This window comes from Pseudomonas sp. FEN, assembly GCF_904067045.1.
In the GTDB taxonomy this organism is placed as follows: Bacteria; Pseudomonadota; Gammaproteobacteria; order Pseudomonadales; family Pseudomonadaceae; genus Aquipseudomonas.
In genome coordinates this window covers 343,385-358,170 of record NZ_CAJFDC010000036.1, presented here as the reverse complement: position 1 = coordinate 358,170, position 14,786 = coordinate 343,385, and the positions used below count along the sequence as shown (strand labels likewise).

Genomic DNA, 14,786 nt, shown 5'->3' with positions numbered 1-14,786 from the left:
TTATAACATCTGTCCAATCGGACCCACTGTTATTTCTCAATCGATTGGCTATATGAACCCAGGCCATTGTGAATAACTTGTTCCTCCCGAACAAACCGGTTCGCCCGCCCGAACGTCCCGAAGTCATTGAAGCGCACGCCCATCTCGGCCATCACCTTATGCGCCACCGACGCGGTCATCTGACGGATATAGAACGGTTCCTTGACCACGAAATGATGAATCCCGTGGGTGCTGCCGAAGTTGCAGCAGAACGCCTGCAACGGCCACAACCACCAGGGATTGAGTACCTGGGTCTGCTGGATCACATTGCCCGGCTCGACATCGCCGTAGTAGTGCATGTTCGAGCTGACGAAATGCAGGCAGAACGTACGCAACACGTTCGGCCCGATGATCACCACCGTCGCGATGTCGATCACCTGCATCACCGCCAGGGTATTGGCCGACCAGCCGATGGACGTCCCCAGCAAGCCGGCGACCCCATTGGCGGCGTGAAAGCCGAGAAATACGTACCACGCGCCCCAGTGCAGCAGCGCCAGCGGCGCATAGACCTTGAGCGTGCGCTTGAGGATGTTCAATTTGTGTGCCCGGGTTTTCGCCCGCAGCAGGCGGATCAGCGAAGACATCACGTTGTCGCCGACCATCAGCAGGCGGGCGATCCCCCACGGCTCGCCATTGGTAATGGCGCGCTCCTCCATATCCGCCTCGGTGCCGGAGACCTTGTGATGATTGAGGTGCAGATGACGCCGAATCCATGGATTGATGGTGCTTGGCCGCGCCAGCCAGACCAGCGCCAGCATCAGGTTGTGCGGCAGCCGTTGTTTTCGGAAATACATACTGTGGATCAGGTCGTGCTCCAGCTCGTGGGTCAGCGAGGCAAAAAACGCATTCAGTAACAAACATCCCCACCAGGCCAGATACCCCTCCACATAGAGCAGCGCCGAACCGATCATCCCGGCCAATGCAACGACCAGAATGCCCGCGCCCAAGGCGTCCTGGTGGCTCAGCAGCGGGTAACGCCGGCGCAACTCGACACCGCGGGCCATGACCACTTGGCGAATATGCGCCGATCGTTGTTGAGCATTCAGGCGCTCGGGACTTGCGCAAACACCGTCCATGATTCCATCCTCTGGTTATTGATGTTCGTATCCTGCGCCGTTGCAGCATCAAAGGTCGTAGCCGCGAACGCCAACCCGTTGACCGGATACGCCAATATGCCCGAACCGACCTCTCTCTCCAGCTGGACCCGCGCCCTGCGCAAGCAGCTCGACGCATTGGGCCTCGACAGCGCCGCGCTGTGCCGCGAAGCCGGGCTCGACCCACAACTGATGGACGATCCCAACGCCCGCTACCCGCTGTCGGCCACCACGCGCCTGTGGCAACTGGCCGTGGCCAGCAGCGGCGATCCGGCCATCGGTTTGCGGGTTTCACGGTTTGTCAGCCCGACCACCTTCCACGCCCTCGGCTACGCCTTGGTGGCCAGCGGCAGTCTGCGGGAAGTGTTCGAACGAATCGTGCGTTATCACCAGGTGGTCAGCGATGCGCTGGAGCTGCAGCTCAGCCGCGAGGGCGAACGCTACCGTTTTCGCCTGCAGGTGCCCAAGGGCGGCCCGTCCCCGGCTCCCGAGGCCATCGATGCCTTCGCCTCGATCTATGTACGCACCTGCCGCAACCGCCTGGGCCGCGATTACGCGCCGCTGGCGGTGCATCTGCGGCGTCCGGCGCCGGCCGACCCATCACCTTGGCACACGGTGTTCCGCGCGCCGGTATTCTTCGCCGCCGCGGAGGATCGACTGGAGTTTGCCTGTAGCGATTTCGACAGCCACCTGGACGATGCCAACCCGGAACTGGTCGCACACAACGAGACGGTGCTCAACCGTACACTTGCGCAATTGAAACCGCTGACCTGGGAGCGCCGCGTGCGCGAAGCCATCGAAGCCCAGTTGCCAGAAGGCGAGCCATCGGCGGAACGTATCGCCCAGGCCCTGAATCTGAGCCTGCGCAGCCTGCAACGGCACCTGGCCGATGAGGGCGCGCGCTACGACACCCTGCTCAACGAATGCCGGGAAAACCTGGCGTTGCTGCACCTGCGCGACCCGCGGTGCTCGCTGAGCGAAGTCAGCTACCTGCTCGGTTTTGCCGACACCAGCAGCTTCAGCCGGGCGTTCAAGCGCTGGACCGGGATCACCCCGGGACAGTTTCGCGACGGGCTGCGCTGAACAGTACGTACCCCATACCTGTGGCGAGCGGGTTTGCCCTATAGGCCATTCGGTCAAGGAAATGGGATCTCGAAAGCGCCGTGGGAGCGGTGCTTGTCGGACCGCCGCGCCGCCGCGAAACTTTTAGCGGCCTCAAGGCCCTCTTCGCGAGCAAGCTCTGCTCCCACAAGGACCGTGTTCGGCCTTGGCTGAATCGCCTATGGGGCAAGCTCGCCACAAAGATCAAACCTGCTCATCCTGGATTGCCAGGGTCGCTCAGGCGCTGGCCGTGGCCCGCAGGCGTTCGAGATCGAGAATCTCGATCCCACCATAGTGGGTGCGCAGGATGCCCTGCTGCTGAAAATCCTGGAGGATCTGGTTGATGCTCTGGCGCGACAGCGACAACATCGCCGCCAACTGTTCCTGGGACACCTCGATCAATTGCCGCGAACGGTTCAGTTCGCCGTAGCCTTCGGCAATCAACAACAGGCGGTGAGCCAAACGCGCCGGAGCCGACATCAGGCTCAACTGTTCCAGACCGATAAAAGTCAGGCGCAGTTTCTGGCTCATCAGCAAAGCGAACTGCCGCCAGTATTCCGGGTGCTCGTCGAGCAGTTTGAGCAAAACATCCTGGGGCACTTGCAACAGGATGGTGTGACCCACGGCATAGGCGTCGTGGGTTCGCGGCAAGCCATCGAACAGCGAAATTTCGCCGAACCAGTAAGGCAGTTCGATCACTCCCAGCAAGGCCTCCTTGCCCTTCTCGCTGACCGCGCCGACCCTGATCGAACCTTCCAGTACCGCGTACAGCCCGCAAGGCGGATCGCCACGCTGGAACAGGCGCTGCCCGGGCGTCAGGCGACGCCCTTTGGCGGCGGCGAGCAGACTATCCTGCAAGTGCGCGGGCAGGTGGCTGAACCAGTGTCCGGTCAGCAGGCGCGAGCGCCAGGCAGATACATCCATGAGAACTCCGAGACGATTGTCGTATAGCTGACAGAGTAAAAGTTTCACGCAGGGCATGATCCCATCACCCTACAGGAGGAATAACAATGAAAAACCTCGTCGAGCATCTCAGTCAATACGCGGACTATCACCGTGACCCGCGCAATATCGCCAGCCACTTCATCGGGATCCCAATGATCGTGGTCGCGGTCGCGGCGTTGCTGTCACGCCCGCAATGGCCGGTGGCCGGGCTCGGGATCAGTCCCGCAGTGCTTTTGGCGGTGGTCGCGGCGCTGTTTTATCTGCGCCTGGAACGGGCCCTCGGGCTACTGATGACGGTGCTGCTCGGCCTATCCGTTTGGCTGGGCCAAATCCTCGCGGCGCAGAGCACGCCGGTGTGGTTGGCGAGCGGCATCGGCCTGTTCGTGATCGGTTGGGTAATCCAATTCGTCGGGCATTACTACGAAGGGCGCAAGCCGGCGTTTGTCGATGACCTCAGCGGGCTGATCGTCGGGCCGTTGTTCGTGGTGGCGGAACTGTTGTTCCTGCTCGGGCTGCGCCAGGGTCTCAAGCATGAGATCGAGGCGCGGGTTGGGGCGGTGCGGTTGCGGGAGAAAAACGTCAGCGCCTGAATATCATCATTGTGGCGAGCGGGCTTGCCCGCGTTCGGCTGCGAAGCAGTCGTAAATCCGACCAACTCGGTCTAACTGACACGCCGAGCTCGCTGGTTTTAGGGCCGCTTCGCGCCCCAACGCGGGCAAGCCCGCTCGCCGCAAGTACTTACAACCCTGTCAGAGATTGGCCTGCTTCTGCCAGACCTTGGGCTTGAAGAACAAGGTCTCGCCCCGTGTCAGGCCGATCAGGCTGTCGTGATCCTTCACCACTTCGGCTTCGATCAGTTCGCTCTGGCCTTCGACTTTCAACGTTACCCGGGTCGTGGCGCCCAGCGGCCGGATATCGCGGACCTCGGCCGCATGGTGATCCTCCAGTTCATGGCGCGACAGCGATACCTCATGGGGTCGGAACTGCAGGTGATGATCATCGCCCAGGTGCAGACGGTTGGAGTCACCGAGGAAGTGGTAGACGAAATCGCTGGCCGGGTATTCATACACCTCGCCCGGCGAGCCGATCTGCTCGATCACACCCTTGTTCATCACCACGATGCGGTCGGCGACTTCCATGGCCTCTTCCTGGTCATGGGTGACGAACACCGAGGTCAGGTTGATGTCTTCGTGCAGCCGCGCCAGCCAGCGCCGCAGCTCCTTGCGGACCTTGGCATCGAGCGCGCCAAAAGGTTCGTCCAGCAGCAGCACCTTGGGCTCCACCGCCAGGGCCCGGGCCAGGGCGATGCGTTGGCGCTGGCCGCCGGACAGTTGCTCCGGGTAACGATCAGCCAGCCAGTCGAGTTGCACCATGTTGAGTAACTCATGGACCTTGGTCGCGATCTGGCTGGCGTTCGGGCGCTGGTTCTTCGGTTTCATGCGCAGGCCGAAGGCAACGTTGTCGAACACCGTCATGTGGCGGAACAGCGCGTAGTGCTGGAATACGAAACCGACGTTGCGATCACGCACGTCGTGACCGGAAACGTCTTCGCCGTGGAACACGATGCTGCCCTCATCCGGGGTTTCCAACCCGGCGATGATTCGCAGCAAGGAGGTCTTGCCGCAACCGGACGGACCGAGCAGAGCCACCAGTTCACCGCTCTGGATATCCAGGTTGATGTTGTCCAGAGCTTTGAAGGCGTTGAAGTTCTTGCTGATATTACGGACTTCGATCGACATGACTTATTCCTCCGCGGCGCTGGCGCGCAGGCGGTTGATGCGGTTTTCGCTCCACTGCTTGAGCAGCAGGATGAAGAGCGCCAGGATCAGCAACAGGCTCGCCACGGCGAACGCAGCCACGTGGTTGTATTCGTTGTAGAGGATCTCGACGTGCAGCGGCAGGGTGTTGGTCACCCCGCGAATGTGCCCGGAGACCACCGACACCGCGCCGAACTCGCCCATCGCCCGCGCCGTGCAAAGCACCACGCCATAGATCAGGCCCCACTTGATATTCGGCACGGTGACGTGCCAGAACATCTGCCAGCCGTTGGCGCCCAGCAGCCGCGCGGCCTCTTCTTCCTGGGTGCCCTGTTCCTGCATCAGCGGGATCAGTTCACGGGCAACGAAGGGCACGGTGACGAAGATGGTCGCCAGGACGATGCCCGGCAGCGCGAAGACGATCTGGATATCGTGGTCGGCCAGCCATGGCCCGAAGATCCCCTGGGCGCCGAACATCAGCACATAAACCAGACCGGCGATCACCGGCGACACCGAGAACGGCAGGTCGATCAGGGTCACCAGCATGCTCTTGCCACGAAAGCTGTACTTGCTCACGCACCAGGCGGCGCTGACGCCGAACACCAGGTTCAGTGGCACCGAAATCAGCACGGCGATCACCGTCAGCTTCAACGCCGACAGGGCATCCGCTTCGAAAATCGCGCTGAAGAACGCCCCCAGGCCGAGCTTCAGGCCCTGGGACACCACGATAAACAGCGGCAAGAGTAAAAACAGCGCAAAGATCAGCCAGCCGAGGCCGATCAGGACCCGCCGCGAGACGGCACTGCCACGCCGGGCAGCGTTGGCCGAGGAAGCGGCGCTAATGGACGATTGGGACATGTTCGCGCCTCCTTATGGGGTTTCGATACGCCGCTGCAACAAGTTGATCAGCAGCAACAGGACAAAGGAAACCACCAGCATCAGCACGCCGATGGACGTCGCGCCGGTGTAGTCGTACTGGTCGAGCTTGACCATGATCAGCAGTGGCAGGATCTCGGTCTTCATCGGCATATTGCCGGCGATGAAGATCACCGAACCGTATTCACCGACACCGCGGGCAAAGGCCAGGGCGAAACCGGTCAGCCAGGCGGGCAGCAGGGCTGGCACCAGGATATGGCGGAACACCTGCAGCGGCTTGGCGCCCAGGCAGGCGGCGGCCTCCTCGACTTCCCGGGGAATGTCGGCCAGCACCGGCTGCACGGTCCGCACCACGAACGGCAAGGTCACGAAGGTCAATGCCAGGGTAATCCCCAGCGGGGTATAGGCGATCTTGAAGCCGAGGTCGGCGGCGAACTGCCCGACCAACCCGGTGGGCGTGTACAGCGCGGTCAGGGCGATACCGGCCACGGCGGTGGGCAGAGCGAACGGCAGGTCGATCATCGCATCGATGATCTTGCGTCCCGGGAAGGTGTAGCGCACCAGCACCCAGGCCAGCAACGTGCCGATAATGCCGTTGATGATCGCCGCATACAGCGCGGTACCGAAACTCAGCTGCAACGCCGAAACCACTCGCGGGGCCGAGATGATCGCCCAGAACTGCTCCCAGGTGAGTTGGGCGGCATGCACGAACATCGCTGCCAGGGGGATGAGCACGATCAGACTGAGGTACACCAAGGTGTAGCCCAGCGTCAGCCCGAAGCCGGGTATGACGGGGGAGATACGACGCGACATAAAGGTCCTTGGTTAACGGAACAGACATGCAAAACCCGCAAATGAATGCGGGCGCTCCTGGCCACTGTAGGAGCGGGCATGCTCGCGAAAGTCTCAAGGGCACCGCGTTCATCCAGAATGTCCGCGTTATCGTTGGCGCTCTTCGCGAGCATGCTCGCTCCTACAGTCGGTGTGGCTTACTGCGCCTGGTAGATCTGGTCGAACACACCACCGTCATTGAAGAATTTCGGTTGGGCAGTTTTCCAGCCGCCGAAGTCCTTGTCGATGGTGACCAGCTCCAGTTTCGGGAATTGCTGGGCGTATTTGGCGGCAATCTTTGCGTCACGCGGACGGTAGAAGTTCTTCGCGGCGATTTCCTGGCCGGCCGGGCTGTACAGGTGTTTCAGGTAGGCCTCGGCGATCTCGCTGTTGCCCTTTTTCTCGGCGTTCTTGTCAACCACCGCAACCGGCGGCTCGGCGAGGATCGACAGGGACGGCACGACGATATCAAACTTGTCGGCACCGCCATCTTCCTTGAGCGCCAGGAAAGCTTCGTTCTCCCAGGCCAGCAATACGTCGCCCTGGCCGTTGTTGACGAACGTGATGGTCGAGCCGCGAGCGCCGGTGTCGAGGATCGGCACGTGCTTGAACAGCGCTTTCACGTAGTCCTGGGCCTTGGCTTCGCTGCCGCCGGCTTTCAGCCCGTAGGCCCAGGCGGCGAGAAAGTTCCAGCGCGCGCCGCCACTGGTTTTCGGGTTCGGGGTGATCACCGAGACGTCGTTCTTGAGCAGATCGCCCCAGTCCTTGATGCCCTTGGGGTTGCCCTTGCGCACCAGGAACACGATGGTCGAGGTGTACGGGGTGCTGGCGTCCGGCAGGCGTTTTTGCCAGTCCTCGGGCAAGGTCTTGCCCAGCTTGGCGATTTCATCGATGTCACCGGCCAGGGCCAGGGTCACCACGTCGGCGCGCAGGCCGTCGATCACCGCTCGGCCTTGCTTGCCCGAACCGCCATGGGATTGCTGGATCTTCACATTGTCGCCGGGATGGGCCTGCTTCCAGAAGCTGCTGAATTCGGCGTTATAGTCCTGGTACAGCTCACGGGTCGGGTCGTAGGAGACATTGAGCAGCTCGTAATCCTTGGCGACCGCGGAACCGGCAAACACGGCACTGGCGAGCGCGGCCAGGGCGTAACGGCGAATCGACGACATGGTGAAGCTCCCAAATGGTGGTGTATTGGCTTTTTTCTTATGGCGCTTGCGACCCGCACTCGGGCTCGAACGCTCTGGTTTTGACTCGGGCTGGGGGATAACGCCCGCAGGCGAGCCGCCGGGCCTCTGCTTGTGACAGAGGAAGGCGCCGGGGTCAGCCGGGCTTGGTGCCCGGGTTCTGCAGACGGAATTTTTCCTTGCGTTCGATCTGTACCACTTGAGCGTTGTGGACGGTGATCTCGACGGCACCGAAACGCAGATCACGCAAGGCGCTCTGGATCTCACGCAGAATGGTTGCTTCGTCCTGGCCGTCAACGCTACGCAGAGATGCGCTCATGGTCGTGCTCCTGAAATGAGAGAGGCCCCGGCAGTGGGGCACTGCTTGTGGCGTGAGGGCAATCTTAGACAGGCCAAGTTATTCTTAAAAATACTATTTAAGAATTTTAATATAACTAAATGCCATTACCAGAAGCGAAGCGGGTTGCGCTGGAGATAGATGCCTCGAAAGCGCGAGATAAACCTCTGTGGCGAGCGGGCTTGCCCGCGCTGGGGCGCGAAGCGGCCCTGAAATCAGCAGCCTCGTTGTGTCAGATGGAATGCAGTCACGGGTTTTATGGCTGCTTCGCAGCCGAACGGGGGTAAGCCCCCTCACCACAGGCAAGCCTCCTTGCCACAAGCAAGTCCTCCTCACCGGGTTGCGCTGGAGATAGATGCCTCGAAAGCGCGGGATAAACCTCTGTGGCGAGCGGGCTTGCCCGCGCTGGGGCGCGAAGCGGCCCTGAAATCAGCAGCCTCGTTGTGTCAGATGGAATGCAGTCGCGGGTTTTACGGCTGCTTCGCAGCCGAACGGGGGCAAGCCCCCTCGCCACAGGCAAGCCTCCTCGCCACAAGCAGGCCCCCCTCACCACAGGTAAGCCCCCTCGCCACAAGCAGGCCCCCTCACCACAGGCAAGCCTCCTTGCCACAAGCAAGCCTCCTCAACACAGGCAAGCCTCCTTGCCACAAGCAAGCCCTCTCGCCACAAGACCGCGTTCGACCTGAAGCCGAAAATAATCAGGCAATCGCCGGAGCACACTGCCAATCAAGCTGCTCCGCTGGCATCGGTCGCCCGAACCAGTAGCCCTGCCCCAAGTCGCAGGAATGATCAAGCAGGAAACGCGCCTGCTCGGCCTGCTCGATGCCCTCGGCCTGGACCCGCATGCCCATGCTTTGCGCCAGGGCGATGACCACCCGGACAATCGCCGCATCGTCTTCGTCCCACGGCAATCCGGCGACAAAGCCCTGGTCGATCTTGAGCTTCTGCACCGGCAGCCGCTTGAGCCGCAGCAGCGAGGAATAGCCGGTGCCAAAATCGTCGATCGCCAGGCTCACGCCCAGTTCGCGCAACCGATGCAGTTGCTCCAGCGCCACCTCCGGGTCGTCCATCACCGCGCTTTCGGTCACCTCCAACTCCAGCAGGGCCGGGTCCAGGCCGGTGTCGTCGAGCACTTTCGCCACCTGCTGGTACAGCTCACGACGGGCAAACAGGCGACTGGAAACATTCACGGCAATAAAGGACAGCTCTATGCCGTCCCGTAGCCATTGGCACATCTGCCGACAGGACTTTTCCATGACCCAGGCATCGATTTCGGCAATCAGTCCGGTGCGTTCGGCAATCGGAATAAACTCGCCTGGCGACACCAGCCCACGCTGCGGATGCTCCCAGCGCACCAGCGCCTCGACCCCGATCAACCGGCTGCCACGCAGTTCATGCACCGGCTGGTAATAGACCCGCAGCTCGCCCTGCTCCAGCGCCCGGCGCAACTCGCCGGCCATTTCCACCCGGTGCTGGGCATGGGCGGTCAGTTCTTCGGTGTACAAGGCATAGCCTTCGCGCCCCGCGCTCTTGGCCTTGAACAAAGCCGAGTCGGCATTGCGCAGCAGTTGCTCGGCATTCAGCGAATCGCTGGGGAACAGGCTGATACCGATACTGGCACTGATGAACAATTGATGCCCGTCGAGCAGGAACGGCTCCCTCAAGCCCTCGATCACCCGCTGTGCCAGAGCCGCCGCCTGCACCACCTGCGGGCAGTTCTCCGCCAGCACGGCGAACTCATCACCGCCCAGGCGGGCCAGGCTGATCCCAGTGCCGAAGAGCTGCTGCAGACGCTCGCCCACCGCCTTGAGCAATTGGTCGCCAATGTTGTGACCGAGGCTGTCATTGATGATCTTGAAGTGATCGAGGTCAATCAGCAGCAAGGCGCAACCACGCTTGTGCACCTGTGCCGAGGCCAGCGCCTGGGAAGCGCGGTCGGTGAACAGCAGGCGATTGGGCAAGCCGGTCAGAGGATCGTAGTTCGCCAGCTGCGCCAACTCGTGCTGCGAGTCCTTGATCGCGCTGATATCGGAAAACACCGCGACATACTGGCTGAGCTGTCCATGGTCGTCACGGATCGCGCGGATCGTCTGCCATTGTGGATAGATTTCGCCGCTCTTGCGCCGGTTCCAGATCTCGCCGCTCCACTCGCCCGTGGTCTCCAGCGCCCGATAGACCTTCTGGTAGAAGTCCACCGAATGGCGACCGGACTTGAACAGGCTCGGACGCATCCCCAGCACCTCGGCTTCCTGATAGCCGGTAATGGCGACAAAGGCGCGGTTGACATGGATGATCAAACCGTCCTTGTTCGTGACCAGCACGCCCTCGCGAGTGCAATCGAATACCGCGGCGGCCTGGCGCAAACGCTCGCGATCCGCGGAGCTGTGCATCAGGTGCATGACGGTATGAGCAAAACGCTGGTAACGCGCGTGGATCAGGAATATCAGCACGGTGCTGACACTCACCCACAGGTAGCCGCGCACGATCTGCCAATGCACCAGTTGCTCAGGCTGATCGAAAACGCTGCTCAACAGGCGTTGGCTAAGCTGGATCCAGAGGATCGACAGCAGCAGGTACAGCAGGCCTGCCCTTAGAGCATTACGGTTTGAAATCGACATAAACGGTGCTGATTCCCTCTAGAAAGGCCAAATTGCCCTACAGAAACGCCAAATCACCCTACAAACTGACCGGAATTATAGAGTAAGAAACATCCCGCGACTCTTATCTGAAAGAGCGACTGGTTTTCTCTGTGGGCTCGGTGATAATGCAAGGGCTGTTCTTTACTTTATCGAGGGCCATACAGCCTATGTGGTACAACGGTTTTCTTGACCTGTCGGCCTGGCAAGTGGTGGCGGTCACCCTGTTGATGACCCACGTGACCATTGTTGGCGTCACGGTCTATCTGCACCGCTTTTCGGCCCACCGCTCCCTGGAGCTCAACGGCGGCCTGAAACATTTTTTCCGCTTCTGGCTGTGGCTGACCACGGCACAGAATACTCGCGAGTGGACCGCTATCCACCGTAAACATCACGCAAAATGTGAAACTGTCGACGATCCTCACAGCCCGGTGATCCTCGGCCTCGCCACCGTCCTGCGGACCGGCGCCGAGCTGTACCGGGCTGAAGCCGGTAACCCCGAGACCCTGCGTATCTACGGCAAGAACTGCCCGGACGACTGGCTCGAACGCAACCTCTACTCGCGCTACAAGCTGCTCGGCATCGCCCTGATGGCGGTGATCGACCTGCTGCTGTTCGGTGCCATCGGCATCACCGTCTGGGCGATCCAGATGATGTGGATTCCATTCTGGGCCGCCGGCGTGATCAACGGCCTCGGCCACGCGGTCGGCTATCGCAACTTCGAATGCCGTGACGCCGCCACCAACCTGATGCCCTGGGGCATCCTGATCGGCGGCGAAGAACTGCACAACAACCACCATACCTACCCCAACTCGGCCAAGCTGTCGGTCAAGCCGTGGGAGTTCGACCTGGGCTGGGCCTGGATCAAGGTCTTCAGCGTCCTGCGCCTGGCCAAGGTGCAACGCGTGGCGCCCATCGCCCATCGGGTCGAAGGCAAGGGCCACCTGGACATGGACACGGCCATGGCGATCCTCAACAACCGCTTCCAGATCATGGCCCAGTACCGCAAGCTGGTGATCGCACCGCTGGTGCAACAGGAACTGGCCAAGGTCGATCACTCGGTCCGGCATCAGTTCCACCGCGCCAAGCGCCTGCTGTCGCGGGAAACCAGCCTGCTCAGCGAAAAGCACCAGTTGCGCATCGAAACCATGCTGGCCCACAGCCAGGCGCTCAAGGTAATTTACGAGAAACGCCTGGCCCTGCAACAGATCTGGGTCAAGACCAGCTCAAATGGCCACGACATGCTCGCCGCCATCAAGGACTGGGTCCACGAGGCCGAGGCCAGCGGCATCCAGTCGTTGCGCGATTTCGCCGATCAACTGAAAACCTACTCGCTGCGCCCCTCTGTCGCCTGACACCGTTGATCGGCGCGCCCCTCACTGGGCGCGTCGTTCGGGAACTTCACGGCTGCGCCCCTATCTCAAAGTGCACGTCGCCATCCCGGCGGGCTGTAGTGTGGCCGTGCCCGCATCACGTATGGCACGCCCTGTGAGATCAGTGCCGATGGTCAATAAGAACCCGAAATCCCCCGCCCTCCAGCAGTGGCCCGAGGCCGCTGAAACCCTGTTGGCCTTGATGCACGCACAAGGCGAAGTCGCGCGCCTGGGCGAACGCGAACAACTCTTCAGCTCCCTGCTGGTCAGCGTCAATGCAGTGCTGTGGGCCCTCGACTGGGACACCCGGCAAATGCTCTATGTCAGCCCCGCCTACGAACGGATCTTTGGCCGCTCGGCCGGCCTGCTGCTGGCCGACTACAACGAATGGCTCAACAGCATCTACCCCGACGACCTCGACTACGCCGAACGCAGCCTGGCCCAGGTACTGGAAAAAGGCGCGGTGGAAGACCGTGAGTACCGCATCATCAGTGCCGACGGGCAGATCCGCTGGCTCAGCGACAAATGCTTCATCAGTCGCCACGCACAGCCGGGACAGCAAGTGATCGTGGTCGGTATCGCCGAGGACATCACCGAGAAGAAAGCGCTGGAGGACGAGTTGCAGCGGCTGGCCACCACCGACGTACTGACCGGCAGCAGCAACCGGCGGCACTTCTTCGAGAGTGCTCATCGCGCCTTCGAACAAGCGCGGTTGCAAGACTCGCCCCTGGCGTTCCTGTTGCTGGACATCGATGACTTCAAGCAGATCAATGACAACTACGGCCATCCCGAAGGTGACCTGGTGTTGCAACGGATCGCCGAAGCCGGACGCGGCGCGTTGCGCGGCGGGGATCTGTTCGGGCGTATCGGCGGAGAGGAATTCGCCGTGCTGCTGCCCGGTTGCGCACCGGAGATGGCCCGGCAGATCGCCGAGCGCCTGCAACGGGAGATCCAGCGCCTGAGCTTCAGCCACGACGGTCAGAGTTTCGGCGTTACCGTCAGCCAGGGCCTGACCAGCCTGACGCCGGGGGATGAAAGCCTCGACCCGCTGTTCGCCCGGGCCGACAGCGCCATGTACCAGGCCAAGCGCCAGGGCAAGAACCAGATCGTGCTGGCATAGCCCCCCGCGACAACCGCCCGCCCTGTGAATGCCGTCTTGCCCCTGAACCCGTAACCCTGGTCAACGCGCTCACAGTGGGAGTCGGCTTGCCGGCGATGAGACCGGCCAGTCTGGCGCTGATCCTGCAGACGCCATCACCGGCAAGCCGGCTCCACCGGGGGCCATGCGCGCCATCCGAAACCGCCGATCGTCAGCTCTTGCGTAAGCGCATCAGCTCCGGCAAGTCGACCTTGAGCAAGCGTGCCGCGCGGCCCTTGGCGATCTCTTCAACGCCCTCATGGGGGGTCAGGCGCGCCAATTGTGCCGCCAGGTTCAGCACCAGGGCCTCGCGCGAGAAAACCCCGCCACCGAGCTGGTAGACCGCCGCAATCAACTCCCGCAACTCCAATGGCAGGCGCCAGCGCGCGCGCAGCGCCGAACCGAAGCCGGCGCCAAGGGCGTAGAGCGATTCGCCGATCAGTTCATCATCCAGATCACCGCCCGCGTTCAGCCATTCCTGCAAGCAGCGCAGCAAGGCCAGGTCGCCCAGACGATGCAACAGGCCGGCGCAGTAACAACGTTCCTGGTCCAGATCAAGCAAGCGCGCCAAGGAGTAGGCGTATTCGGCCGTGTGCAGCGATAACTCCCAATAGCGCTCGGCATAGTCGCCCAGGGCCGCGTCACTGAGCCGGGCGCTGCGCTTGAGGGTCAGGCCGAGGATCAGGTTCATGCTCTGCGCCGCGCCGAGGCGTGGCAACGCCTGGGCCAGGGTCTGAACCGAGCTGCCGTGGTGCTGGGCCGCGCTGTTGGCGGCGGCGATCAGCACCGCGGTGATTTGCGGATCGGCGCGGATTTCCTGCTCCAGCAGCTTCAGATCAAGCCCCGCGAGATTGAGGCTGCGTTTGACCGCCAGCTCCACATCCGCCATCAGCGGCGCACCGTCCGACTCCTCGCGACGGCGTTCCAGAAATTTTTCCAAGGGCATGCCCGGCGCCAACGCCGGGATTTCGAGCGAAACCAGCTGCCCGGCATCCACCAGCAGATCCTGAAAGCGCTGGGTCAGGCTTTCCAGGCCCAGGGGTTTGGCCAGGTAGGCCGTCGGGTGTAGCGGCACGATTTCCCGCACGCTGGCCACGTCGTTGCGCGCGCCCAGCAAAATGAACGGTAGTGGCGGATTACGCTTTCTCTGACGCAGGTCGCGCAACAGGCTCAGGCCATCGACGCCCGGCAGTTCCCAGTCGGCAATCACCAGGTCGAACGCGTGCGCGTTGAGCAGCTCAAGCGCCTGTCGACCATCGGTACAGACGTCCAAGCGCGCATCCCAACGCACGTTCAGCAACACCTGCGCCAGCAAGTCCCGTGACCAAGGGTCCGCCTCGGCGATCAACACACGGGGTACGGCGGGTAACTCCACGGCAATCATCAGGCGCTCTCCGAGGGCTGTCCTGAAACCTTAGTCAATGCACGCAGGCAGATACAGCCAAAAGCCACTTATGAGCGCTGGCACAGAC

At 62.0% G+C, this 14,786-nt stretch carries 13 protein-coding genes; 4 read left to right on the top strand and 9 right to left on the bottom strand.

Features of this window, described 5'->3' with window-relative positions; genetic code table 11:
- Positions 1-29: 29 nt before the first annotated feature.
- Positions 30-1,115: a fatty acid desaturase gene (locus PFEN_RS25225; protein ID WP_191489335.1), complete on the bottom strand. Its 1,086-nt coding sequence runs from the start codon at positions 1,113-1,115 to the stop codon at positions 30-32.
- Between the two features lie 96 nt (positions 1,116-1,211).
- On the opposite strand from PFEN_RS25225, the gene PFEN_RS25220 reads away from it, so the two are divergent.
- A complete protein-coding gene (locus PFEN_RS25220; RefSeq protein ID WP_191489334.1) occupies positions 1,212-2,216 on the top strand; it encodes an AraC family transcriptional regulator in 1,005 nt (334 codons plus the stop codon).
- Positions 2,217-2,471: 255 nt separating this feature from the next.
- Here PFEN_RS25220 and PFEN_RS25215 read toward each other — a convergent pair whose 3' ends face one another.
- Entirely contained in the window at positions 2,472-3,158 is a 687-nt protein-coding gene (locus PFEN_RS25215) for a Crp/Fnr family transcriptional regulator (protein ID WP_191489333.1), read from the bottom strand.
- Positions 3,159-3,244: 86 nt separating this feature from the next.
- On the opposite strand from PFEN_RS25215, the gene PFEN_RS25210 reads away from it, so the two are divergent.
- Positions 3,245-3,769 (top strand): DUF962 domain-containing protein, encoded by a 525-nt coding sequence (locus PFEN_RS25210; RefSeq protein ID WP_191489332.1) that lies wholly within the window; start codon positions 3,245-3,247, stop codon positions 3,767-3,769.
- Positions 3,770-3,928: 159 nt separating this feature from the next.
- Here PFEN_RS25210 and PFEN_RS25205 read toward each other — a convergent pair whose 3' ends face one another.
- The 6 genes from PFEN_RS25205 to dibA form a co-directional block, all read right to left on the bottom strand.
- Complete coding sequence (locus PFEN_RS25205; RefSeq protein ID WP_191489331.1) at positions 3,929-4,918, bottom strand: sulfate/molybdate ABC transporter ATP-binding protein; 990 nt, start codon at positions 4,916-4,918, stop codon at positions 3,929-3,931.
- Positions 4,919-4,921: 3 nt separating this feature from the next.
- Complete coding sequence (cysW, locus tag PFEN_RS25200; protein WP_191489330.1) at positions 4,922-5,794, bottom strand: sulfate ABC transporter permease subunit CysW; 873 nt, start codon at positions 5,792-5,794, stop codon at positions 4,922-4,924.
- 12 nt (positions 5,795-5,806) lie between these two features.
- Positions 5,807-6,625, bottom strand: coding sequence for a sulfate ABC transporter permease subunit CysT (cysT, locus tag PFEN_RS25195; RefSeq protein ID WP_191489329.1), 819 nt, complete (start codon positions 6,623-6,625; stop codon positions 5,807-5,809).
- 176 nt (positions 6,626-6,801) lie between these two features.
- Positions 6,802-7,812 carry a sulfate ABC transporter substrate-binding protein gene (locus PFEN_RS25190; RefSeq protein ID WP_191489328.1) on the bottom strand — a complete coding sequence of 337 codons (1,011 nt, stop codon included), beginning with the start codon at positions 7,810-7,812 and terminating at the stop codon, positions 6,802-6,804.
- 154 nt (positions 7,813-7,966) lie between these two features.
- On the bottom strand, positions 7,967-8,149 hold the full coding sequence (oscA, locus tag PFEN_RS25185) for a sulfur starvation response protein OscA (protein ID WP_045181150.1): 183 nt from the start codon (positions 8,147-8,149) through the stop codon (positions 7,967-7,969).
- 716 nt (positions 8,150-8,865) lie between these two features.
- Positions 8,866-10,785: a phosphodiesterase DibA gene (gene dibA, locus PFEN_RS25180; protein WP_191489327.1), complete on the bottom strand. Its 1,920-nt coding sequence runs from the start codon at positions 10,783-10,785 to the stop codon at positions 8,866-8,868.
- Between the two features lie 188 nt (positions 10,786-10,973).
- Here dibA and desA point away from each other — a divergent pair, with 188 nt between their 5' ends.
- Together desA and PFEN_RS25170 are read left to right on the top strand one after the other, a co-directional pair.
- On the top strand, positions 10,974-12,158 hold the full coding sequence (gene desA, locus PFEN_RS25175) for a delta-9 fatty acid desaturase DesA (protein WP_191489326.1): 1,185 nt from the start codon (positions 10,974-10,976) through the stop codon (positions 12,156-12,158).
- A 148-nt stretch (positions 12,159-12,306) separates the two neighbouring features.
- Complete coding sequence (locus PFEN_RS25170) at positions 12,307-13,296, top strand: GGDEF domain-containing protein (RefSeq protein ID WP_191489325.1); 990 nt, start codon at positions 12,307-12,309, stop codon at positions 13,294-13,296.
- Positions 13,297-13,486: 190 nt separating this feature from the next.
- On the opposite strand, the gene PFEN_RS25165 is transcribed toward PFEN_RS25170, so the two are convergent.
- Positions 13,487-14,698, bottom strand: coding sequence for an HDOD domain-containing protein (locus PFEN_RS25165; RefSeq protein WP_191489324.1), 1,212 nt, complete (start codon positions 14,696-14,698; stop codon positions 13,487-13,489).
- Positions 14,699-14,786: the final 88 nt, after the last annotated feature.